Below are 21,726 nucleotides of genomic sequence, written 5' to 3' on the forward strand. Positions count from 1 at the left end.
GGATATCTGGTGCTCACACGATCGGTGCAACACCGCCGCACCCTGTAGGAGCGAGCTTGCTCGCGATGGTCGCCAACGATGACGCTGGGCACCTGACACCCCGCGGCGGCTTTGAATCCATCGCGAGCAAGCTCGCTCCTACAGGGGAGGGTGGGTGTTCACACGATTGGTGCCACACCGCCGCCCACTGTGGGAGCGAGCCTGCTCGCGATGGTCGCCAACGATGACGCTGGGCACCTGACACACTGCGGTGGCTTCAAATCCATCGCGAGCAGGCTCGCTCCCACAGGGGCTATCTGGTGTGCCGCTGCTTGCAATCAATCCACCCGCGCAATCATCTCCAGCTCGCGCATCAGCCAGTCCGAGAATGCCTTGGCCAGGTCATTGGCGCCCCGTGGCGGCAGGATGATGAAGTAGGGGTGCGGGGCCGGGAATTCGATGTCGAACAGGCGGATCAACGTACCCTGGGCCAGGTGCTCGCCCGCCAGGATGTGGTCGCTGATGGTCACGCCGGTGCCGGCAATCGCCGCGTCGATGGTCAGGGAGGCGTTTGGCAGGTAGATGTTCTGCCGACCCTGCAGGCTGGGAATGCCCGCCGCCAGGAAATAGCGGCTCCAGTCATACCCCTCGTCCTCATGCAACAACACCTGGCGCTCCAGGTCGCGTGGCTTGCGCAACGGTTCGCTGCCGTTGAGCAGGCGCGGGCTGCCCACCGGGAAATACATGATGTCGCCCAGCGCCGCGATGCGCTGGCCTTCGACCTGGCTGTCACCAAACGAAATCACCATGTCGACGTTCGGCGTCGCCTGTTCGATCGGCAGCATGTACAGCGACACGTCCGGGTAGTCGCGCAAAAAACGGTCGAGGATTTTCGAGATACGCGCCAGCAGCGCCGGGGCGCAGGCGATGCGCAGGCTGCCCGAGGGCGTCGAGGCGGGCAGGGCGGTCTGGATGTCGCGCAGTTGCTCGAACGCGCCGTTGACCAACTGGCTCAATTTGCGCCCTGCCGAGGTCAGGTGCACGCCCTTGCCCTGGCGCTCCACCAGCGCTACTTCAAGCTCTTCCTCGAGCTTTTTGATCTGGTGGCTGATGGCGCTGTGGGTGACGTGCAGTTCCAGCGCCGCGCCGCCCGTGCTGCCTTGCCGGACCAGGGCATCGAAGGCGCGCAGGGCGATCAGGGAGGGGAGGCGGCGTGTCGCTTTCAGAGCCATGTTTGCCCGATTTACGGTTAGTTGAATTCACATGAAACCTAGAAAACAAATCATTTGATGTCAATCTGGTTTGTCGTGAAGATGGCTGCACGAGTCAGTCACTCAAACGGTTACACGAGAGGGATTTTCGATGTCGGTTCAGCATGAGCATTTTGTCGACCTGTTACGCCTCGGCAAGTCCTACGGTGAAACCCGCGCGTTGAGCGACCTGACCCTGCACATCAAGCGCGGTGAATTCCTCACCCTGCTCGGGCCGTCCGGCTCTGGTAAAAGCACCACCCTGATGATGCTCGCCGGCTTCGAAACACCCAGCGAAGGGCGCATCGAACGCAACGGCGAGGACATCACCCACCTGCCCGCCGACCAGCGCGATTTCGGCGTGGTGTTCCAGGGCTATGCGCTGTTCCCGCACATGACCGTGGCTCAGAACATCGCCTACCCGCTCAAGGTGCGCAAAATACCCACCGCGCAGATCACCGAGAAAGTCGGGCAGATGCTCGAAAGGGTCGGCCTGGAAGGCAAGGGCGATCGCGGCATCAAGCAGCTCTCCGGCGGCCAGCAACAGCGTGTGGCCCTGGCCCGGGCGCTGGTGTTTGAACCCTCGTTGTTGCTGCTCGATGAACCCCTGTCGGCCCTCGACCGCCGCCTGCGCCAGGAAATGCAGATGGAGCTGGCGCGCATGCACAAGGAGTTCGGCACTACCTTCGTTTTCGTCACCCACGACCAGGAAGAAGCGCTGGCGCTGTCCGACCGGGTCGCGGTGTTCAATCACGGTCGCCTGGAACAACTGGGCACGCCGCAGGAAGTCTACGAGCGTCCCGCCAGTCGCTTCGTCGCCAATTTCCTCGGGGACACCAACCTGCTCGGCGTGCAGGGCATTCGCCGCCAGGACGATGCGCTGATCTGCAATTACCAGGGCCGCTCGCTGGTGGTCACCCGCGGCGCCGACCCGGTGGCGGTGAGCAACACCGGTGAGCACTGGCTGGCGATTCGCCCGGAACACGTCGACCTGCAACCGGTCGCCCTGGCCGGTGGTGGTAACGGCGTGATCGCGCGCATGGAAAAACTGACCTACCTGGGCACCCACGTCAGCCTCGACATGCGCCTGGACGATGCGCAGCCGATGGCGCTGCGCATCCCGGTCGGTCACCCGATGTTGAACAACCTGGAGCAGGGCCAGCCGTACTGGTGCTCCTGGTCGCAACAGCATGGCCACCTGATTTCGGCTTAAAACAACAGCAAGCAACACACCTAATAAAAACTGGTTCGATCACCTGCCCACAACCTATTGCATGGGGTTCCGAGGATGAAAGACAAACAGCGCTTTATCGACGACACAATGGACATCGCCCGCGAGAAACTCGAAGCCGGCACGCTCAGCCGTCGCAGTTTCAACCAGGCCCTGATGGTCGCGGCCGCCATGGCCGGGCTCGGTCCGATGCGAGGGGCCTTCGCCGCCGGCGGCTCGCTGGTGGTGTCCAACTGGGGCGGTGACGCGGTCCCGGCCTTCGAGAAAAGCTATCTGGATTTCGCCGGCGCCAGTGGCCTGGTGCTCAAGGTCGATGGCAGCGGCCCCACCGAAGGCGCGGTGAAGACCCAGGTCAACAGTGGCGCGGTGCGCTGGGACGTGTGCGACGGTGAAATGTATTCCTCGTACCGCCTGGGCAAGGAGGGCGTGCTGGCGCCCATCGACTATTCAGTCGTCGACAAGTCCTTGATTGGCTACGGCGACATCCACGAATTCGGCCTGGCCAACTACACCTACAGCTACGTGATCGGCTACGACGCCAAACGCTTCGGCAAGAACCCGCCGAAAAGCTGGGCGGACTTCTGGGACGTGAAGAAATACCCCGGCAAACGCACGCTGTACAAATGGATGAGCGCCAACCTCGAGTGCGCGCTGCTGGCCGATGGTGTCGCCCCGGACAAGCTCTACCCGCTGGACGTCGATCGCGCCCTGCGCAAGATCGAGGAACTGATGCCCCACGTGGTCACGCATTGGTCCACCGGTGCCGAGTCGCAGCAACTGCTGCGCGACGGCGAGGCGAGCATGGGCCAGATGTGGCACACCCGCGCCGAACTGGTCAAACACGACACCGGTGGTGCGGTGGACTGGACTTTCGATAACGCCATCGTCGCGCCGTCGGTGTGGTTCGTGCCGAAGAACAACCCGGCCGGTGCCGCCAACGCCATGAAATTCATCGCCTACGCCTTGCGCCCGGAGGTCCAGGCCAAGCTGATGGAGATCTACAACATGGGCCCGGTGGACGCCAAGGTGAACGCCTTGCTCTCGCCCGAGTTGCAGCGCATCAACCCGACGGCGCCGGACAACCTGGCCAAGCAGGTGTCGATGAACAACCTGTGGTACGCCGATCACTACGGTGAAACGCTCGAACGTTACCTGGCCCTGATTGGTGGCTGACATGCGACTCGGTTCCCAAGGCACGTTGCGCATCTACGCGCTGCTGATCCTGCCGTTGCCGGTGATCATCCTCGTCGGCTACCTGTTGCCGACGGTGGGTGTGCTGGGCTGGAGTCTCAGCCTGCCGCAGCCGGGCGTGCAGCATTACGCGACGATCATCGACAACGCGACGATCCACACGGTCATCTGGCGCACGCTGCGCATCTGCCTGCTGACCACGCTGATCAGCGTCGCCATCGCCTACCTGATCGCCTATCGCTGGCGGTTCGCATCCGGGCGCGGGCGGCAGTTCATCGAGCTGTTCGTGCTGCTGCCGTTCTGGCTGTCGATGCTGATCCGCGCGTTCGCCTGGCTGGTGCTGTTGCGCAATGACGGCCTGGTCAACCAGAGCCTGCTGACCCTGGGCATCGTCGATGAGCCCTTGGCGCTGGTGCGCAATGAACTCGGGGCACTGATCGGCATGGTGCATTTCATGGTGCCGTACGCGGTGCTGCCGTTGCTGTCCTCGATGCGCCAGATCGACGACGGGTTGCTGCGGGCGGCAAGCAGCCTCGGCGCCCGACGCTGGGCCATGCTCAAGGACGTGTTCTTCCCGCTTACCGTGCCCGGTGTGGCGGCGGCCTCGGCGACGGTGTTCGTGTTCAGCCTCGGTTGCTTCGTCACCCCGGCCCTGTTGGGCGGTGGCAAGGCGGCGATGCTGGCCGAGAGCATCTACATCCAGATGTTCCAGTTGTCCAACTGGGGCCTGGGCGCCGCGCTGAGCATTGTCCTGATGCTGATGGTTGCCGTGTGTGCGCTGGTGTTCGGCAAGCTGGTGGGCTTTGGGCGTTTGACCGGGAGAACCGCATGAGTACCTTGCCTACGGTGAATCGCCTGGCGGCGCAGGCGCCGGCCGCTGCACGATTGAAGCCGCGTTTCGATGTCGCCCGGCTGCTGTCGTTCGCCGGTCTGTTGCTGGCGGCGGCGTTCCTGCTGCTGCCGGTGCTGGTCATCGTGCCGCTGTCGTTCGGTGATCAACGCTACCTGGCCTTTCCGGACGGTGCCTGGTCGCTGCGTCATTACGCGGAGCTGCTCAGCGGCGGCTGGCTCAGCTCGATCCTGCAAAGCCTCGGGCTGGCGATTGTCGTGGGGGTGATCAGCACCGCCCTGGCCTTGCTGTTCGCCACCGGCATCTGGCTGGAACCGCGCCACCGCATCGCGCTGACCACCGTGGTGCTGCTGCCGATGATCGTGCCGCAGGTGGTGTCCGCCATGTCCATCTACTACCTGGGCGCCAAGGTGCAGCAACTCGACACCTTGCTCAGCGTGGGTTTCGGCCACCTGATGATGGCGCTGCCATACTCGCTGATCGCCATGCTGGTGGCCTACAGCCGGCTCGACACCAGCCTGTACAAGGCCTCGCGTTCGATGGGCGCGGGCCTGTGGATGACCATTCGCCAGGTGCTGATGCCCAACGTGCGGGTGGGCATGGCCGGGAGTTTCTTCATGGCCTTCATCATGTCCTGGGAAGAGGTGGTGGTCACGCTGTTCACCAGCGGCCTCAACGTCATCACCGTGCCCAAGCGCATCTGGGATGGCCTGCGCTACAACCTCGACCCGGCCGTCGCCGCCGTTTCCACCCTGATGATTTTCATCACCCTGGTCGTGCTGCTGGTGCGCCTGTACCGGCACGACAAGAACGCTGACACACCGGGTCGCTAGCCGGCCCGTCTCAACGCAATACCTCACTCGTCACCCGTGCACCTTTTCCCTAAGGAGGGATACCTCATGATGACTGCATTTCCGCTGCGCACTTATCGTCAACGTATCGACGCGGTCAAACGTCGAATGAGCGAGCGTGGCCTCGACGCGATGGTGATCAACTACCCGGACAACATCAACTACCTGACGGGCTTCGACAGCCTGGGTTTTCTCTGGTACCAGGCGCTGATCATCTCGCCGAAACTGGCCAACCCGATCTTCCTCACCCGCACCAGCGAAGAGCCGTGCACCTATGAGTTGTCGAGCCTGGAAGAGGGGATTTTCTACGACATCGCCAAGCAGGACCCGCTGCGCATCGTCGCCGATTCGCTCGAAGGGCTGGGCCTGAGCCAGGGTCGCATCGGCCTGGAAATGCAGGCCTCGACCTTCAGCGCCCTGCAATACACCACGCTGCTGCGGCACATGCCCAACGCGCATTTCGAGGATGCCTCGGTGGTGGTGGCCGAAGAGCGCCTGATCAAGACCGCCGAAGAAATCGAATACCAGCGCAGCGCCGCACGCATGGCCGACTACGGCATGCGCGCCGCGTTCGAGGCGTTGCGTCCGGGCATGTCCGAGGTGGAAATTTCCGGGATCGTCTCCCAGGCACTCGGCGAGGCCGGCAGCGAATATTCGGCGATCAGCCCGATGTGTGCCACCGGGCGGCGCAGCACCATGACCCACGCCATGCCGCACCGCATCACCATCAGCCCTGGTGATGTGGTGATTCTCGAACATGCCGGGGTGTGCAACCGCTACCACGCGATCCTGATGCGTACCGCGGTGATCGGCAAGCCGACGGCGCGGGTGCGGGAAGTTTCGACTCTGCTGACCGAAGCGTTCAACGCTGCCATCGACGTGGCCAAGCCGGGCACGCCGGTGGGTGAGGCCAACCGGGTGTGCAACAAGATCCTCGACCGCATCGACCTGTCGCGCACCCGCGTGCACCGCATCGGCTACAGCCTGGGCCTGGCCTATCCGCCGACCTGGCTGGAAGCGATGATGGTCGATGAGGCCGACGACCATGTGTTCCAGCCGAACATGTCGTTCTCGATCGAGCCGAATCTGTCTCTATACTCCGAGGGTTTTGGCCTCAAGCTCGGTGACACCGTACTGTGTGAAAAGGATGGTTCGCGCAGTATGTCCGAGATTGCCCCAGAGCTTGTGATCATCGACTGAGGATGCCTTCATGCCTGCATTGATGGACGTTTTCTGGCACGACGATGTGCTGCGCCACGACACCGGTTATGGGGTGTTCGAGGCGCCGCCCAGCGAGCTTTTGGATACCCAGAGCCAGCACCCGGAAAGCAGCCCGCGGCTGGTCAACATGCGCGCGATCCTGCGCAGTGGGCCGGTGGCCGGGAACCTGGTGTGGCACGAGGGGCGCCACGCCACCTGGCAGGAGATCCTGCGGTTTCACACCCAGGCCTATGGCGAGAGCATCCAGCAGGCCGATCAGCAGGGGCGGCGCTTCAGCAGCACCACGCTGATCAATGCCGGCGGCCTGGCCGGGTTGCTGGCGGCGGCGGGCACCAGCGTTGCGGCGCTGCAGCAGACCCTGCGCGAGCGACGCCCGGCGATGGCCCTGGTGCGCCCGCCGGGGCACCATGCGGCGCCGGCCATGGCCGACGGCTACTGCTTTTTCAACAACGTCGCGGTGGCCGCAAGAGCGGCTCAGGCGGCGGGCATCGAGCGCGTAGCCATTGTCGATTGGGATGTGCACCACGGCAATGGCACCCAGGAAGGGTTCTACCACGACCCGACGGTGCTGACCGTGTCGCTGCACATGGACCACGGCGCCTGGGGGCCGAGCCATCCGCAGACCGGCGGGGTGGAGGAGCGCGGCAGTGGTGATGGGCTGGGCAGCAATCTGAACATCCCGTTGCCGATGGGCTCCGGGGACCTGACCTACGCGCTGGCGTTCGAGCGGTTCGTCGAGCCGGCGCTGGCGGCGTTCGCCCCGCAATTGCTGATCATCGCCAACGGCCTGGACGCCTCGCAGTTCGACCCGAACGGCCGCCAGTTGCTGACCATGAAGGGGTTCAACCGCCTGGCCCAACGCGCCCGCCAGTTCGCCGACGCGCACTGCGAAGGACGCCTGCTGATCGTCCAGGAAGGCGGCTACAACCCGGCCTACAGCGCCTACTGCCTGCACGCCGCCGCCCAGGGTTTCCTGGGTGAAAACTCGACCCTGAGCGACCCGCTGGCCTACATGCCCGCGTTCGAAGAACGCAGCCATGCCGATGTCGAAGCGTTGGGCAAGGCCTTAGAGGAGGTAGGCTGGCGGTTCTAACCCCCGGCAATACCCACCCCTGTAGGAGCGAGCTTGCTCGCGATGAGGCCGGCACATTCAACATCGATGGCGCCTGACATACCGCCATCGCGAGCAAGCTCGCTCCTACAGTGGATCTGTGCGATTCGGATGATCCGTGCTTGGCAATACATCCCCCCCTGTGGGAGCGAGCCTGCTCGCGATGAGGCCGGCACATTCAACATCAATGGTGCCTGACGCTCCGCCATCGCGAGCAGGCTCGCTCCCACAGTGGGTTCTCTGGTGATTTGGACTGGCGGTGCACAATCCCTGTAGGAGCGAGCTTGCTCGCGATGAGGCCGGCACATTCAACATCAATGGTGCCTGACATACCGCCATCGCGAGCAAGCTCGCTCCTACAGGGGATCAGGTTCAGGAGAATCGGGGTTACAGCGCCATGATCGCCCGCGCCGCGATGTCGGTGCCGCGGGTGGCTTGCATGGTCTGGCTGATCGTGGCCAGGCGTTGTTTCATTGAGGCATCGGCCAACAGTTGTTCGAGGGCCCCAGGCAGCGCCGCCAGGGGATCGGCGAAGCGTGGCAGGTAGCGTCCCACGCCCACTTCCTCGGCGCGGGCGGCGTTGTCGTGGCCGTCCCAGCAGTAGGGGATGATCACCGACGGCAAGCCGAAATACAGCGCTTCGCAGAAGCTGTTGTTGCCGCCGTGGTGGATGAACAACTGGCACTCCCTGAGCACCGCCGGTTGTGCAAACCAGCTGTCCAGGTAGACGTTGTCCGGCACTGTGGCGTACTCGTCGCGATAGGCGCCGACGTTGATCAGAAAACGATAGGGCAGGTGTTCGATGGTGCCGATCAGGTGCTTGATCATCGAGGTGTCGGCCGCCCCCAGGCTGCCGAAGCTCACGTAGATCAGCGGCGCGTCGTTGTACCGTGGAAAGTCCGGCACGATGTAGGGCGCCTCGCGCCGCACGCAGCCGTCGAGGTAGACATAACGCTGCGGGTCCAGGGCCTTGTGCCGCGCATAGCGCACCGGCGTCGGCGACAGCAGCAGGTTGAGCCACGGCGAGTCATCGAGAAACTGGCCCGGCGGGCAGGGCGGCGTGCCGTTGCTCGCCAGGAACGCGGCAAAGCGCTCATGGGCCGGTGCGACGGCGCGGCGGTAATGCTCGGCAAACCGCTCGCGCCCCTCGCGGTCGTCCGCCAGGCAACCTGACAGATACGGCGGCACCGCGGCATCCGGCAATTCGGTTTCGGCGCAGGAGACCATGCGCACCCACGGGCAGCCCGCGTTGGCGATGGCCGGAAACATGACCACGTTGTCGAGCACGATCACATCCGGCTTCAGGCGACCGAGCAGTTGCTGCAACGGCTTCTCGACCTCGATGGCGGTGTCGATGATCGCTTCCCAGGCCGGGGCCACGTAGCTGTCGATCTGCGCCTGCGGGGTCTGGTCGAAGTAGGGGATGTTGCGCTCGATGAAGCGCTCCCAGTAATGCTGGTGTTCGGCCGCCGACAGCGGATTGACCGGCGCAATCGGGTACTCGTCGAACCCGTACTCGGCGAACAGCCCTTGAAAGTGTTCGTAGCAGATGAACACCGGTTTGGCCCCCAGCTCACGCAAGGACTGGGCGATACCGATGCAGTTCAGGGCCGCGCCGAAACTGGCTTCCGGAAACAGGGCGATCAGTTTTTGTGGGTGCATGGCAATAAAATCCGTGGCGGGTAAAGCCCGCCGTGCCTGAGATGACTGGATGCTGTCTTATTTTTTAAAAAAAATCATCCTGTATTTTGAGCGCCTCAGCGACGACCGAACAATTGGCCCTGGGGGATCCCGCGGTTGGCGGTTTGCGGGCGCTGGGCGGTGCTCAGGCGCAGGTGCAGGCGCAGCAGGTCGGCGGCGATTTCCAGCTGGCCGCGTTCGATGTGGGCAATGATCTGCAGGTGCTCGCGCAGGGCCTCCTGCAAGCGATGCACGCTGACGCTCGGCAGCAGGTTCGGCAGGCGCCGCAGGCTTTGATGCTGGAGCAGGGCGTCGGCGATGAAGCGGTTGCCGCAGCTCTGGCCGATCAGCTCGTGGAAGCTGATGTCCAGCTCGCGAAACTGCTGGATGTCGAAATGCTCGACCGGGCTGGCCAGCAGGCTCTGCATGGCGCTGCGCAGCAAGGCCAGGCGTTGCGGGTCGGCGTTGAAGTGGGCGCTGAGCAGCGCTTCGGGTTCGAGAATCAGCCGGAACTTGAGGCTTTCTTCAAGGGCGGCAAGGCTGTTCAGCGACGGCCGGAACAGCCACGACTGCCCCGGCCCGCGCTCGATGGCCTGGTTTTCACTCAGTTGCTGCAAGGCTTTCTGCGCGGCGGGGCGGCCGATGCCGTAGCGGCGCATCAGCTCGCTGATGCTGATGCTGTCGCCCAGGCGCCCGGCCATGCGATCGCGCAGTACCGACGTGGCCAGCTCTTCCTCCTCGGCCTGCGGCAGCACGGCGTTGAACGCCTGGCCGGCGGGGGTGGCGAGCAGGCGATAACCCTTGCCGGCTTCATGGCTGAGCAGGTTTTCCTCGAGCAGCACGTTGAGCGCGCCACGGATCAGCGTGCGCGACACTTGGAACGTGCGCGCCAGGGCTTGCTCGGCCACCGGGTCGCCGGCCACCAGTCCGCTTTCCTGGGTGTGCTCGAGGATGCGTCGGGCCAGTTCCAGGTGGTTGGTGCGCGGTTTCTTTTCAGCTGTTGTGCTCAAGCGTCTTATCTCTGTTGTTCGCCACAGACTCGGGCAGCCCATCTTATGTCATGCGCCGCTTACCCGTCAGGCCAGAAAAAACCGTTGACATCTTTTTATACTGGTCCTAATTTCTAAAAAAAAACACATGCAATCGTTTCTCTGGTTTTGCCGTACTGCCTTCGAATTCGAAAAATAAACAATCGTCGGGTGAGTATTATGAGAAAGCTGAAAGGCCTTATGTGTCTGGGATTGAGCGTTTCCCTGGCGATCGCTGCACAGGCGGCCACTGCGAAAGACATGGTGATTTCCATCTGGGACGGCTACATGGCTCCGGATGCGCTGGACAAGTTCAAGGCCGCCAGCGGCGTCGAGGTCGACAAGGCCTTGCACGCGACCAACGAAGAGATCATGGGCAAGCTCATGGCCTCGGGCGGTGAAGGGTATGACGTGGTGTTCGTCTCCTCGCCATTCGCCGAAGTCCTGCACAAACAGGGGCTGCTTGCCGACATCGATCCGGTCAAGGTCCCCAACCTCAGGAACCTCTACCCTCAAGCCTCGAAACTGGAATACGACCCGGGCAACCATTTCTCGGTGCCGTACACCTGGGGCACCACCGGCATCTGCTACCGCTCGGACAAGGTCACCCCGGCCCCGGTGAGCTGGAATGAACTGCTCAACCCCAGCGATGCGCTCAAGGGCAAGGTGACCATGCTCGCCACCGACCGCTGGATGCTCGGCGCCGGGTTCCTGGCCAAGGGCTGGTCGGTCAACGACAACGACCCGAAACAGATCGCCGCCGTGCGCGACCAGTTGATCGCCACCAAGAAACGCATCCTCGCCTTCGACGACACCACCTTCTACTCCAAGCTCGCCTCCGGCGAATCGCTTATGGCGCACGCCTGGGACGGCTGGTGCAACTACGGCACCCAGGCCAATGCCGCGATCAAGTTCGTGGTGCCCAAGGAAGGCTCCGACCTGTGGGTCGACACCATGGTCGTGCTGAAAAGCTCCAAGCACCAGGACCAGGCGCTGCAGTTCATCAACTTCATGCTGGCCAAGGAAAACCACGCCTGGGTCGCGGAAAACATCCTCTACAAGGTCCCCAACCAGGCGGCCATGGCCGGTTTGTCGGCTGACCTGCTCAAGCAATACCCCAACCTCACCATCGCCCCCGACGACTTGCTGAAGATGGAGCAGTTGCGCGACCTGGGCGGCACCACGCAAAAAGCCTACACCCGGGCTGTCACCGAAATCATGGCGGCGCAGAACTAGGCCACCTCGCTCCCGAGGCATGCCGGGCATGCCTCGCCACGTTCGCAAGCCGCCCGGGCTCCCGGGCGAAAGGATTGGGTAATGAGTGCTTCGCATGCTGACAGGCGCCTGTCGGCCTGGCTTCTTGCGCCCGGCTTCGGCTGGCTGCTGATCTTCCTGGTGGTGCCGTGCGTGCTGGTGCTGGTCTACAGCTTCGTCGAGCGCGGCGCCTACGGCGGCATCGACTGGCTGTTCACCTGGGAAAACTACCAGCGCGCGTTCGATCCGCTGTACCTGGGCATCCTGCTCAAGTCGGCGAAAATCGCCGGGCTGGCGACGCTGTTCGCCGTGCTGATCGGCTACCCCGCAGCCTACGCGATTGCCCGTGCGCCACGGCGTCACCAGGCGGTGTTCCTGTTCCTGGTGATGCTGCCGTTCTGGAGCAACTACCTGATCCGCACCTACGCCTGGATCGTCCTGCTCAACCGTGAAGGCCTGATCAACCGCGTGCTGCAACTGTTCGGCTACAGCGGTGACCCGATCAACCTGTTGTACACCGAAGCGTCGGTGGTGCTGGGCCTGGTCTACAACTACATCCCGTTCGTGATCCTGGCGATCTTCTCGTCGCTGTCGCGCATCAACAACGAACTGTGGGACGCCTCCCGGGACCTCGGCGCCTCGGGCTGGATGACCTTCCGCCGGATCATCTTGCCGCTCAGCGTACCCGGTGTCGCGGCCGGGGCGGTGTTCGTGTTCGTGCTCAGCATCGGCAACTTCATCACCGCCGACCTGCTGGGCGGCAAACAGGTGCAGATGGTTGGCAACCTGATCTACGCGCAGTTCCTCACCGCGCGGGACTGGCCGTTCGGTGCCGCGCTGAGTTTCTTCCTGATCGCGATCATGCTGATCCTGCTGTTCGTCCAGGCCCTGGTGGCCCGCCGTGCAGAAGGGGGCCGCGCATGAGCCAGTCGCGTTCCGTGGGCGGCACCGCACTGAACACGCACCTGTGGCTGGTGTATGCCTTCCTGTATGTGCCGATCCTGGTGCTGATCCTGCTGTCGTTCAACAAGTCCGGCCTGCCGACCGCATGGGGCGGCGTCTCGTTGAAGTGGTACGTGTCGCTGGCCCACAACTCGGCGATCCTGTCGGCGGCGCTCAACACCCTGATCGTGGCGCTGGCGGCGACCTTCATCGCCTGCGTGCTCGGTACCTTCCTGGCCCTGGGCATCGAGTTGCGCCGCAAGGGCAGCGACAAGGGCCAGGTGGTGGACACCTTGCTGATGGCGCCGATGATCATCCCCGACATCGTCCTGGCCATCGCGCTGCTGAGCTTCTTCAATTTTCTCAAGGTCGGCCTGGGCCTGCACTCGATCATCATCAGTCACGCGGTGTTCAACATCGCCTTCGTCTGCGCGGTGGTGCGCACGCGCCTCAAGCATTTTGACTACTCGATCCTCGAAGCCTCGATCGACCTCGGCGCGAGCGCCTTCACCACCTTTCGCCGGGTGCTGCTGCCGGCGATTTTCCCAGGGGTGCTGGCTGGCGGCTTGCTGTCGTTCACGCTGTCGGTGGACGAATTCATCATCGCGTTTTTCAACTCCGGTTCCGGCCAGGCGTCGACCACCTTGCCCATGCAGATCTACGCCATGATCCGCTTTGGCGTCACCCCGGAAATCAATGCCCTGGCGACGCTGGTGATGCTGGTCAGCATCACCGCGCTGCTGGCTTCGCAGCGTCTGAACAAGGCTCCTCGCACCCATGAATAATTCATCTGCGGTACTGATCCTGGACAAGGTCAGCAAGTCTTATGGCAACGGCCTGGCGGTCGACGAGGTGTCGCTGAACATCCGCGAGAACGAGTTCTTCGCGCTGCTGGGCCCCTCGGGCTGCGGCAAGACCACTTTGCTGCGCATGCTCGCCGGTTTCGAGACGCCCAGCGGCGGCTGCATCTACCTGGATGGCAAGGACATCTCGCCACTGCCGGCCAACAAGCGCCCGCTGAACCTGATGTTCCAGTCCTACGCGCTGTTTCCCAACATGACCGTGCGCAAGAACATCGCCTACGGCCTGGAGATGGAGCGCCTGCCGGAAGCGGAGATCCGCCGCCGGGTCGATGAAGTGCTGGGCACCGCGCAGCTCGCCGAACTGGCCGAGCGCAAGCCCGACCAGCTCTCCGGCGGGCAGCGCCAGCGCGTCGCCCTGGCGCGGGCGCTGGTCAAGCGGCCACGGGTGTTGCTGCTGGACGAACCCCTGGGCGCGCTGGACAAGAAGCTGCGGGAAAAGATGCAGCTGGAACTCAAGCGCCTGCAACTGGAAAGCGGCATCACCTTCATCATCGTCACCCACGACCAGGAAGAAGCCCTGGTCATGTCCGACCGCATGGCGGTGCTCGATGGCGGCAAGGTCTGCCAGTGCGGCAGCCCCAGCGAACTCTACGAGAACCCCAACAGCCGCTTCGTCGCCAACTTCATCGGGGTCAGCAACCTGCTCGAGGGCGTGCGTTCCGGGCAGCACAGCGTGCGGGTCAACGGCCAGGAATTCAACGTCGAAACCGAGGTGCCGCTGGTGCCGGGGCAACCGGTGGCGCTGGTGGTGCGTCCCGAGCGCCTGCAGGTGCTGGGGGAGGGCGAGACCTGCACCAACCAGGTCGGCGGCCAGGTCGTCGAGATCGCCTATCACGGCCTCGACACCAACCTGCATGTGCAGACCGCGTTCAGCGACAAGCCGCTGATCGTGCGGGTGCCGTCCTCGCAATGCGAAGGCGCCCACTTTGCGCTGGGCATGCAGGTCCGGCTCGGCTGGCAGGCTCGCCATGCCCGCGTATTGACGCGCTGAACAATTAAAAAGACCAGGCAGGAGAAGTGTTCGATGAAACAGAAAGTGATCGCGTTCTTTCCCGAAGCCGCCTATGGCCCGGCCCTCAATTCCGTCGGCATCGCCCAGGCGTGCGAAGCCCTCGGCCACAAGGCGGTGTTCCTCACCGACCCGGGTATGAGCGGCGTGTATGCCGGTTATGGTTTTGAAGAACACATGGTCAACATGTCCGCGCCGATGCCGCCGGAAGAAATGGCCCGCTACTGGGTCGACTTCATCAACGGCCACATTCCCAACTTTCGCAAGACGCCGCTGGATCAGATCGACAACTATGTGAAGGAGTGCTGGGCCGCCATCGTCGACACCGCCAAGTGGGCACAGAAGGAATTGCCGGCGGTGCTGGACAAGGTCAAGCCGGACCTGATCTGTGTCGACAACGTGATCCTGTTCCCGGCGATCAAACAATACGGCAAGCCGTGGGTGCGGATCATTTCCTGCTCGGAAAACGAGATCGAGGACCCGGACATCCCGCCGCACCTGTCGGGCATGAGTGTCGACGACAAGGCCGGCCATGCGCAATTTCGCCAGCGCTTCGAAGAGGTGGTCGGGCCGATCCACGACGATTTCAACCAGTTCCTGCAAGCCCATGGCGAGGCGCCGTACCCGCTGGGCACCTTCTTCGAAGCGTCGCCCTACATGAACCTGTTGCTGTACCCGGACGCGGTCAAGTTCGAGCGTCGTCACCCGTTGCCGGCCGAGCGCTTCCACTACCTGCAAGGGTGCGTGCGCAACGATACGAGCTATGAGATTCCAACGTTTGCCGTCCACAACGACAAGCCGCTGCTCTATGTCAGTTTCGGTAGCCTCGGCTCAGGTGACGTCGAGCTGCTGCAACGGCTCATCCGCGCCGTGGGGCAGTTGCCATACCGGGCGCTGTTCAACGTCGGCGAGCACCTGGACGAATACCCGGACCTGCCGGGCAATGTGCAGATTTCCAACTGGTTCCCGCAGCCGTCGGTGATCGCCCAGGTCGACGCGGTGATCCACCACGGCGGCAACAACAGCTTCACCGAATGCCTGTTCTTCGGTAAGCCGGCGATCGTCATGTCCTACGTCTGGGACGGTCACGACAACGCCATGCGCGCCGAGGAAAGCGGCCACGGCTTCAGGCTCGATCGCTACGAGTGGACCGAGGCGCAACTGGCGGAAAAACTCGCCGCCTGCCTGAACGACCAGAGCATGCGCCAACGCTTGCAGCGCACCAGCGCGCAGATGCAATCCCGCAAGGGCCCTGCCGATGCAGCGGCCATTCTCGACAAGGTCCTGAACGATGCTTGATACCAACACCACGGCGGGGTTCACCCCGTACCTCGAAGCCGTCAGCACCCGCACCGACCTGGTGGATTGGGGCGTGCAGAGTGACGCCGTCGAAGGCGTCTCGCATTCCAGCGGGCGCCTGCTGTTCAAGGGTCCCAACAACAGCCCCGAAACCGGCCTGTGGGTGTGCACCCCAGGGCGCTGGCGCCTGTCGATTCCCCGTGACGAGCTGTGCCATTTCCTCGAAGGCGATGCCACGTACCGTCACGACAACGGTGAGGTGATCGAAATCCGCGCCAACACGCTGGTGCTGTTCCCGGCCGGCTGGACTGGCGAATGCCATGTGCGGGCGACCCTGCGTAACGTTTACATGCTGGCTTGAAACCCAACCCGAACCTGTAGGAGCGGGCTTGCCCGCGATGGTCGTCAACGATGACGTGGGAAACCTGACACCCCTCGGTGTTTCGGAATCCATCGCGACGGTTCGACGTCTCGACAAGCTCGCTCCTACAGGGGATATCACTCATTTGGAGAATGTTTATGACCACCCCATTTCTGTACAACCCCCTGAACATCACCGACGTCAAGGACTGGGGCGTGATCCCCACCATGCTCGAAGGCGAGTCCCGGGTCAGCGGCGTCGTCCTGCACAAGGGCCCGGAAGGGCAGTCCGAGTGCGGCGTGTGGATCTGCACCCCGGGCAAGTGGTTCTGCCACGTCACCAGCGACGAGTTCTGCCACTTCCTCGAAGGCCGCTGCACCTACGTGCACGAGTCCGGTGAAGTGATCGAGATCAAGCCCGACACCGCGGCGTTTTTCCGCAAGGACTGGAAGGGCGTGTGCACCGTCCATGAGACGGTGAAAAAGGTCTACATGATCCGGTGACCGCCATGACCCAGACATCTGTGACCGCAGCCGAGCGCGAACGCCAGCGCGCCGCCTTCCTGGCGCGTGCCGGGTTGGCCGCGGCGCCCTTGGAGGCGTTGCCGGCGGATGCCTCGACCCGACGCTATTTCCGCCTGGGCGGCGAGGGTCTGTTGCTGATGGACTCGCCACCGCACAGCGAGCCGATCGGCCCGTTCGTCCAGGTTGCCCGGCATCTTCACGGCCTGGGGCTGTCGGCGCCGGGCCTGATCCTGGTGGACGAGGAGGCGGGGTTGGCGTTGATCGAGGATTTCGGTCACGACACCTACACCCGCCTGCTGGCGGCCGGGCACCCGGAAGGGGCGCTCTACCGCTTGGCGGTGGATGCGCTGGTGGCGTTGCATCGCGCGCCGCCCGCTGCGGCACTGGCGCCGTACGATGCCGGGCAGTTGAGTGACGAATGCGCACTGTTCATCGACTGGTACGCGCCGCTGCTGATCGGCCAGGAGGCTGCGCGCGAGCTTCGTGGGGCGTACCTGGCGCTGTTCGCCGAGGCCTGCCGCGAGGTTGCGCAACGCCGCGAAGCGCTGGTGCTGCGCGACTACCACGTGGACAACCTGATGCTGCTCGAAGGCCGCCAGGGCGTGGCGGCCTGTGGCTTGCTGGACTTTCAGGATGCCTTGAATGGCGCGGCGGCCTACGACCTGATGTCCTTGCTCGAAGACGCCCGCCGCGATGTGCCCGAAGGATTGCGGGTGGCCTTGCTGACCCATTACCTGATGCAGCGCCCGGAGCTCGACTCGCTGCGTTTTCTCGAAGACTACCGCCGGCTCGCCGCCCAGCGTCACGCCAAGGTGCTGGGGATTTTCGTGCGCCTGGCCGGCCGCGATGGCAAGCACGGTTACCTGGCGCACCTGCCGCGCACCCTGGGGCTGTTCGTGCGTGCCCTCGACGCCGAGGCCTTCGGGCCGCTGCGCGCGTGGCTCAACGGCCATGTGCCGGGCTGGCGCGACGAACTGCCGCCGGCCACCCTCGCTGCATTGCGCCAAACCCCTTATCGAATGGTTCAAGGATCTGCCCATGACCCTCTTTAGTCCTGACACCGCACTGCGTTTCATCAATGGCCAATACCTGCCGCTGACCCAGGGGCGTGTGCGCACAGTGCTCGACCCCGCCAACCTGCAAGCGGTCGGGCAGGTCGGCCTGTGCGGCGACACCGATGTGCAGGCTGCTGTCGAGGCGGCCACCGCCGCGCAACGGCAATGGCGGCAGGTCGATGCGAAAAGCCGCGCCGCGCTCCTGCATAAACTGGCTAACGCCCTGGAACAGAACAGCGCCGGCAACCGCGAAGTGGCGCGGCTGATGACCCTGGAAATGGGCAAGCCGTTCGCCGAGGCCATGGGCGAGCTGGCCAACTGCGCGCCGATCTTTCGCTACTACGCGGAAATGGCCCGGGACGAGGCGGGCAAGGTCGCCGGCACCACGCAAATTGGTTCGTTCCAGCATGTGCGTTATGAGCCCTGCGGCGTCAGCGTACACATCATGCCGTTCAACTTTCCGATCCTGCTGATGTGCTGGACGGTGGCGGCGTCGCTGGCGGCGGGCAACGCCTGCATCATCAAGCCGGCGGAAGCCACCACCCTATGCACGCTCAAGTTCATGGAGCACTTCACCACGCTGGCGCCGGGGCTGGTGGCCTGCGTGCCGGGCGATGCCGCGACCGCCCAGGCGCTGGTGCAGTCCAGCGGCACCCACGCCGTGGCCTTCACCGGCAGCGTGGCGGCGGGCAAGGCGGTGGCGGTGGCCTGCGCCGAGCGGATGAAACCCTGCGTGATCGAGGCCGGGGGCAGCGATCCGATGATCATTTCCAGGCATGCACCGCTGGAAGTCGCGGCGGCTGGGGCGGTGACTGCGGCGTTCCACCTGAGCGGGCAGATCTGCACTTCGGCGGAACGTTTCTATGTGGTCGACGAGATCCACGATGAGTTCGTCGCGCGCTTCGCCAAACGTACCCGGGCCCTGCGCATCGGCCATGGCCTTGAACACACGGAAATCGGCCCGATGGTCAGCGAGGCGGCACGCAACAAGGTTATGCGTCTGGTCGACGACGCCGTGGCCAAGGGCGCGACGGTGGTGTGTGGCGGACGGGTGCCGCCGCAGCACAGTGTTGGCTGGTTCTATGAGCCGACCATCCTTACCGGCGTGACGGCCGACATGGCGATCCTGCAGGAAGAGTGCTTCGGTCCGGTCGCGGCGATCTGCCGGGTCAGTGATTTCGACGAGGCGGTGCGCCTGGCCAATGACTCACCGTTTGGCCTCGGGGCGTCGCTGTTTTCCACCGACCTGGCCGAAGCGATGGAGGCCGCCGAGCGTCTTGAAGCGGGCATGGTCTGGGTCAACAACCCGCTGATCGACAGCGACGCGCTGCCCTTCGGCGGCTGGAAGATGTCGGGGCTCGGGCGCGAACTGGGGCGGCAGGGCCTGGAGGCGTTCCGCCGCTCGAAAATGGTCATCATCGATCACCAGCCGAAGATTCATGACTGGTGGTATCCGTATGGTGATGATGTCTTCTATCGCGATGTTGAACAACAATGACGCGGGGTTTCTGACACCCGCAATGATGTCAAAACCATCGCGAGCAGGCTCGCTCCCACAGGCTCTGGGCACACCTCCACCCCTGTAGGAGCGAGCATGCTCGCGATGGAGGTCCGAGCACCGCGGGCATCCAGACAACCCGCGTCATCGTTGACGACCATCGCGAGCATGCTCGCTCCTACAGGGGTATTGGTTGCCCATAAAGCCGGGGTACACCGCAAAACCTGTGGGAGCAGCTATTTCAGGTACCACCCCCAAGGCTGGTCGCTGATGTACTCGGTCACCTGTTTGACTTCCAGGTAATTGTGCAGCCCCCACTCACCGAGCTCCCGGCCGATGCCGCTGTGTTTCATGCCGCCCCACGGTGCTTCGACGAAGGTCGGTTGCGAGCAGTTGACCCAGACGATTCCCGCACGCAGCTGGTTGGCGACCCGGGCGCTGCGTTCGAGGTCGGCGCTCATGACGGCGGCGGCCAGGCCGAAGCGGCTGGCGTTGGCCATTTGCAGGGCCTGCTCTTCGGTCTTGAATCGCTTGACGCACAACACCGGGCCGAACACTTCTTCGCGCCACAGGATGCTGTTGTGCCCCGGCTCATCGAAGATCGCCGGTTCAATGAAATAGCCCTCGGGCAGGTGCGCCGGGCGCTGGCCGCCGGTGAGCAGGCGGGCACCGCTGGCCAGGCCCTGGTCGACGTAACCGAGCACCTTGTCGTACTGCCCCTGGCTGACCAGCGGCCCCAGCAACACGCCGGGCTGCATGCCCTGGCCGATGCTGATCTTGCGGGTTTCGGCCACCAGCCGTTCGATCAGCCGCGGGGCGATGCCTTCCTGCACCAGCAGGCGCGAGGTGGCGCTGCACACCTGGCCCTGGTTCCAGAAAATCCCGAACAGAATCCACTCCACCGCCGCCTCGACATCGGCGTCGTCGAACACGATGAACGCCGATTTGCCGCCCAGCTCCAGGCTGATGTTCTTGATGTCACGCGCTGCCGCCGACATGATTTTCGCCCCGGTCGGCACGCTGCCGGTAAACGCCAGTTTGTCCACGCCCGGATGCTCGGTCAGCGGGCCACCGGCATCGGCGCCCAGGCCGCTGACCACGTTCAGCACCCCGGCCGGCAGGCCGATGCGGTCCGCCGCTGCGGCCAGTTCCAGGGCGGTCAGCGGGGTCAGTTCCGACGGTTTCAGTACCAGCGTCGCCCCGGCGGCCAGGGCCGGCGCGACTTTCCAGGCCGCCATCAGCAGCGGGTAGTTCCACGGAATGATCTGCCCGGCCACGCCAATCGGCTCGTGGCGGATACGGCAGCGAAAACGCGCATCGGGCAGCGCCAGGGGTTGGTCCTGCTGCTGGTCCAGTTCACGGGCCAGCCCGGCGTAGTAACGAAAGCAGCCGATGGCATCGCCGATATCCCACTGCGCTTCGGGCAAGGGTTTGCCGTTGTCGCGCACTTCCAGTTCGGCCAGGGCTTGCTGGCCGCTCTCCAGTTCGTCGGCCAGCGCTTCCAGCCACTGTGCGCGTTCGGCGCCGGTGGTCTGGCTCCAGCCATTGTCGAAGGCGCGCCGGGCGGCGCGCACGGCGTGATCGACGTCTTCTTCGGTGCCCGCCGCTACGCGATGAAACGCCTGGCCGGTGGCCGGGTCGATGACGTCCAGGTAACCGCCCAGGTCCGGGCTGACCCACTCGCCGTTGATGTAAAGCTGATCATGCATGGTGAGACTCCTGGACGCCGGAACGGCGGTTTTGCAGGTGACGGGAAGTGAACAACAGCGCCAGCGACGCGCAGATGATGACCGTGGAAACCGCATTGATTTCCGGCGTCACGCCGCGCCGGATCGAAGAAAAGATGTAGATCGGCAACGTCGTCTCCGAGCCGGCGACGAAGAAGGCGATGATGAAATCGTCGAAGCTGAAGGTGAACGCCAGCAGGAACCCGGCCATGATCGCCGGGCTGATCTGCGGCAGCGTCACCCGCCAGAACGTGTGCATCGGCGGCGCATAGAGGTCGGCCGAGGCTTCGAGCAGGGCCTTGTCCAGCGAATCGACGCGGCTGCGCACGATCACCATCACCAGCGCCATGGTGAACAGCGAGTGCGCGGCGATTACCGTGAAGAAGCCCATGTTCAGGCGTGGCATAGCCGGGATCCAGCTGGCCAGCAACGGGTTGATCAGGTCGAACAGGCTGATGAAGGCAATCAGCGTCGAGATGCCGATGACGATGCCCGGGACGATGATCGCGCAGTAGGTCAGGGCGTCGAACAGCAGGCGCACCTTGGGGTGTGCACGCTGCAAGCCGAACACCGCCAGGGTGCCGAACAGGGTGGCGATCAGCGCCGAGGTGAAGGCGATCAACGCACTGTTGCCCAGCGCTTCCATGATGAACGGGTTGCCGAAGGCGCGGCCGAACCACTGCGTCGAGCAGCATTCGAACGCCAGGCCGCTGCGCCCGGCGTTGAAGCTGAACAGCACGATCAGCGCAATGGGTGCGTAGAGGAACAGGTACAGCGAGGTCGAATAGCTGCGCAGCCACAT

The 21,726-nt window shown here is 64.0% G+C and carries 20 protein-coding genes; 15 read left to right on the top strand and 5 right to left on the bottom strand.

Going from position 1 to position 21,726, the window contains the following annotated elements:
* Positions 1-317 precede the first annotated feature (317 nt).
* Entirely contained in the window at positions 318-1,211 is an 894-nt protein-coding gene (locus ABVN20_RS02740) for a LysR family transcriptional regulator (RefSeq protein ID WP_368553877.1), read from the bottom strand.
* Between the two features lie 130 nt (positions 1,212-1,341).
* On the opposite strand from ABVN20_RS02740, the gene ABVN20_RS02745 reads away from it, so the two are divergent.
* The 6 genes from ABVN20_RS02745 to ABVN20_RS02770 all read left to right on the top strand — a co-directional run bounded on the left by ABVN20_RS02745 (position 1,342) and on the right by ABVN20_RS02770 (position 7,666).
* Positions 1,342-2,442 (top strand): ABC transporter ATP-binding protein, encoded by a 1,101-nt coding sequence (locus ABVN20_RS02745; RefSeq protein ID WP_368553879.1) that lies wholly within the window; start codon positions 1,342-1,344, stop codon positions 2,440-2,442.
* A 75-nt stretch (positions 2,443-2,517) separates the two neighbouring features.
* Positions 2,518-3,633, top strand: a complete 1,116-nt coding sequence (locus tag ABVN20_RS02750; RefSeq protein WP_368553881.1) for an ABC transporter substrate-binding protein — start codon at positions 2,518-2,520, stop codon at positions 3,631-3,633.
* A 1-nt stretch (position 3,634) separates the two neighbouring features.
* A complete protein-coding gene (locus tag ABVN20_RS02755; protein WP_368553883.1) occupies positions 3,635-4,483 on the top strand; it encodes an ABC transporter permease in 849 nt (282 codons plus the stop codon).
* On the top strand, positions 4,480-5,334 hold the full coding sequence (locus ABVN20_RS02760; protein ID WP_368553885.1) for an ABC transporter permease: 855 nt from the start codon (positions 4,480-4,482) through the stop codon (positions 5,332-5,334). The genes ABVN20_RS02755 and ABVN20_RS02760 overlap by 4 nt, the downstream gene beginning before the upstream one ends.
* Before the next feature lie 66 nt (positions 5,335-5,400).
* Entirely contained in the window at positions 5,401-6,552 is a 1,152-nt protein-coding gene (locus ABVN20_RS02765) for a M24 family metallopeptidase (RefSeq protein WP_368553887.1), read from the top strand.
* A 10-nt stretch (positions 6,553-6,562) separates the two neighbouring features.
* Complete coding sequence (locus ABVN20_RS02770; protein WP_368553889.1) at positions 6,563-7,666, top strand: hypothetical protein; 1,104 nt, start codon at positions 6,563-6,565, stop codon at positions 7,664-7,666.
* Between the two features lie 405 nt (positions 7,667-8,071).
* On the opposite strand, the gene ABVN20_RS02775 is transcribed toward ABVN20_RS02770, so the two are convergent.
* Positions 8,072-9,346 carry a nucleotide disphospho-sugar-binding domain-containing protein gene (locus tag ABVN20_RS02775; RefSeq protein WP_368553890.1) on the bottom strand — a complete coding sequence of 425 codons (1,275 nt, stop codon included), beginning with the start codon at positions 9,344-9,346 and terminating at the stop codon, positions 8,072-8,074.
* Between the two features lie 95 nt (positions 9,347-9,441).
* The gene (locus tag ABVN20_RS02780) at positions 9,442-10,374 is read right to left on the bottom strand and encodes a GntR family transcriptional regulator (protein WP_368553892.1); all 933 of its coding nucleotides are present in this window, start codon (positions 10,372-10,374) and stop codon (positions 9,442-9,444) included.
* 198 nt (positions 10,375-10,572) lie between these two features.
* On the opposite strand from ABVN20_RS02780, the gene ABVN20_RS02785 reads away from it, so the two are divergent.
* The 9 genes from ABVN20_RS02785 to ABVN20_RS02825 all read left to right on the top strand — a co-directional run bounded on the left by ABVN20_RS02785 (position 10,573) and on the right by ABVN20_RS02825 (position 19,197).
* Positions 10,573-11,628 (top strand): spermidine/putrescine ABC transporter substrate-binding protein, encoded by a 1,056-nt coding sequence (locus ABVN20_RS02785; RefSeq protein ID WP_368553894.1) that lies wholly within the window; start codon positions 10,573-10,575, stop codon positions 11,626-11,628.
* Between the two features lie 81 nt (positions 11,629-11,709).
* A complete protein-coding gene (locus ABVN20_RS02790) occupies positions 11,710-12,570 on the top strand; it encodes an ABC transporter permease (protein ID WP_368553896.1) in 861 nt (286 codons plus the stop codon).
* Positions 12,567-13,373 (top strand): ABC transporter permease, encoded by an 807-nt coding sequence (locus tag ABVN20_RS02795; RefSeq protein ID WP_368553898.1) that lies wholly within the window; start codon positions 12,567-12,569, stop codon positions 13,371-13,373. The genes ABVN20_RS02790 and ABVN20_RS02795 overlap by 4 nt, the downstream gene beginning before the upstream one ends.
* A complete protein-coding gene (locus tag ABVN20_RS02800; RefSeq protein ID WP_368553900.1) occupies positions 13,366-14,442 on the top strand; it encodes an ABC transporter ATP-binding protein in 1,077 nt (358 codons plus the stop codon). The genes ABVN20_RS02795 and ABVN20_RS02800 overlap by 8 nt, the downstream gene beginning before the upstream one ends.
* Before the next feature lie 33 nt (positions 14,443-14,475).
* Positions 14,476-15,759, top strand: coding sequence for a nucleotide disphospho-sugar-binding domain-containing protein (locus ABVN20_RS02805; protein ID WP_368553901.1), 1,284 nt, complete (start codon positions 14,476-14,478; stop codon positions 15,757-15,759).
* On the top strand, positions 15,752-16,120 hold the full coding sequence (locus ABVN20_RS02810; protein WP_368553903.1) for a cupin domain-containing protein: 369 nt from the start codon (positions 15,752-15,754) through the stop codon (positions 16,118-16,120). The genes ABVN20_RS02805 and ABVN20_RS02810 overlap by 8 nt, the downstream gene beginning before the upstream one ends.
* Positions 16,121-16,278: 158 nt before the next feature.
* Entirely contained in the window at positions 16,279-16,623 is a 345-nt protein-coding gene (locus ABVN20_RS02815) for a cupin domain-containing protein (RefSeq protein ID WP_368553905.1), read from the top strand.
* A gap of 5 nt (positions 16,624-16,628) precedes the next feature.
* The gene (locus ABVN20_RS02820) at positions 16,629-17,696 is read left to right on the top strand and encodes an aminoglycoside phosphotransferase family protein (RefSeq protein WP_368553906.1); all 1,068 of its coding nucleotides are present in this window, start codon (positions 16,629-16,631) and stop codon (positions 17,694-17,696) included.
* Positions 17,683-19,197 carry an aldehyde dehydrogenase gene (locus ABVN20_RS02825; RefSeq protein ID WP_368553908.1) on the top strand — a complete coding sequence of 505 codons (1,515 nt, stop codon included), beginning with the start codon at positions 17,683-17,685 and terminating at the stop codon, positions 19,195-19,197. Before ABVN20_RS02820 ends, ABVN20_RS02825 begins: the two co-directional genes overlap by 14 nt.
* A 236-nt stretch (positions 19,198-19,433) precedes the next feature.
* Here ABVN20_RS02825 and ABVN20_RS02830 read toward each other — a convergent pair whose 3' ends face one another.
* Both ABVN20_RS02830 and ABVN20_RS02835 read right to left on the bottom strand, forming a co-directional pair.
* The gene (locus ABVN20_RS02830; RefSeq protein WP_368553910.1) at positions 19,434-20,906 is read right to left on the bottom strand and encodes an aldehyde dehydrogenase family protein; all 1,473 of its coding nucleotides are present in this window, start codon (positions 20,904-20,906) and stop codon (positions 19,434-19,436) included.
* Positions 20,899-21,726: an ABC transporter permease gene (locus tag ABVN20_RS02835; RefSeq protein WP_368553912.1), complete on the bottom strand. Its 828-nt coding sequence runs from the start codon at positions 21,724-21,726 to the stop codon at positions 20,899-20,901. Before ABVN20_RS02835 ends, ABVN20_RS02830 begins: the two co-directional genes overlap by 8 nt.

The organism is Pseudomonas sp. MYb118 (assembly GCF_040947875.1).
Lineage (GTDB): Bacteria > Pseudomonadota > Gammaproteobacteria > Pseudomonadales > Pseudomonadaceae > Aquipseudomonas.

Coding starts and splice junctions, on each gene's coding strand:
- ABVN20_RS02825 (WP_368553908.1), top strand. CDS start 17,683: ATGACCCTCTTTAGTCCTGACACCGCACTGCGTTTCATCAATGGCCAA.
- ABVN20_RS02750 (WP_368553881.1), top strand. CDS start 2,518: ATGAAAGACAAACAGCGCTTTATCGACGACACAATGGACATCGCCCGC.
- ABVN20_RS02745 (WP_368553879.1), top strand. CDS start 1,342: ATGTCGGTTCAGCATGAGCATTTTGTCGACCTGTTACGCCTCGGCAAG.
- ABVN20_RS02760 (WP_368553885.1), top strand. CDS start 4,480: ATGAGTACCTTGCCTACGGTGAATCGCCTGGCGGCGCAGGCGCCGGCC.
- ABVN20_RS02775 (WP_368553890.1), bottom strand. CDS start 9,346: ATGCACCCACAAAAACTGATCGCCCTGTTTCCGGAAGCCAGTTTCGGC.
- ABVN20_RS02740 (WP_368553877.1), bottom strand. CDS start 1,211: ATGGCTCTGAAAGCGACACGCCGCCTCCCCTCCCTGATCGCCCTGCGC.
- ABVN20_RS02755 (WP_368553883.1), top strand. CDS start 3,635: ATGCGACTCGGTTCCCAAGGCACGTTGCGCATCTACGCGCTGCTGATC.
- ABVN20_RS02765 (WP_368553887.1), top strand. CDS start 5,401: ATGATGACTGCATTTCCGCTGCGCACTTATCGTCAACGTATCGACGCG.
- ABVN20_RS02810 (WP_368553903.1), top strand. CDS start 15,752: ATGCTTGATACCAACACCACGGCGGGGTTCACCCCGTACCTCGAAGCC.
- ABVN20_RS02820 (WP_368553906.1), top strand. CDS start 16,629: ATGACCCAGACATCTGTGACCGCAGCCGAGCGCGAACGCCAGCGCGCC.
- ABVN20_RS02795 (WP_368553898.1), top strand. CDS start 12,567: ATGAGCCAGTCGCGTTCCGTGGGCGGCACCGCACTGAACACGCACCTG.
- ABVN20_RS02770 (WP_368553889.1), top strand. CDS start 6,563: ATGCCTGCATTGATGGACGTTTTCTGGCACGACGATGTGCTGCGCCAC.
- ABVN20_RS02815 (WP_368553905.1), top strand. CDS start 16,279: ATGACCACCCCATTTCTGTACAACCCCCTGAACATCACCGACGTCAAG.
- ABVN20_RS02785 (WP_368553894.1), top strand. CDS start 10,573: ATGAGAAAGCTGAAAGGCCTTATGTGTCTGGGATTGAGCGTTTCCCTG.
- ABVN20_RS02800 (WP_368553900.1), top strand. CDS start 13,366: ATGAATAATTCATCTGCGGTACTGATCCTGGACAAGGTCAGCAAGTCT.
- ABVN20_RS02830 (WP_368553910.1), bottom strand. CDS start 20,906: ATGCATGATCAGCTTTACATCAACGGCGAGTGGGTCAGCCCGGACCTG.
- ABVN20_RS02805 (WP_368553901.1), top strand. CDS start 14,476: ATGAAACAGAAAGTGATCGCGTTCTTTCCCGAAGCCGCCTATGGCCCG.
- ABVN20_RS02790 (WP_368553896.1), top strand. CDS start 11,710: ATGAGTGCTTCGCATGCTGACAGGCGCCTGTCGGCCTGGCTTCTTGCG.
- ABVN20_RS02835 (WP_368553912.1), bottom strand. CDS start 21,726: ATGTGGCTGCGCAGCTATTCGACCTCGCTGTACCTGTTCCTCTACGCA.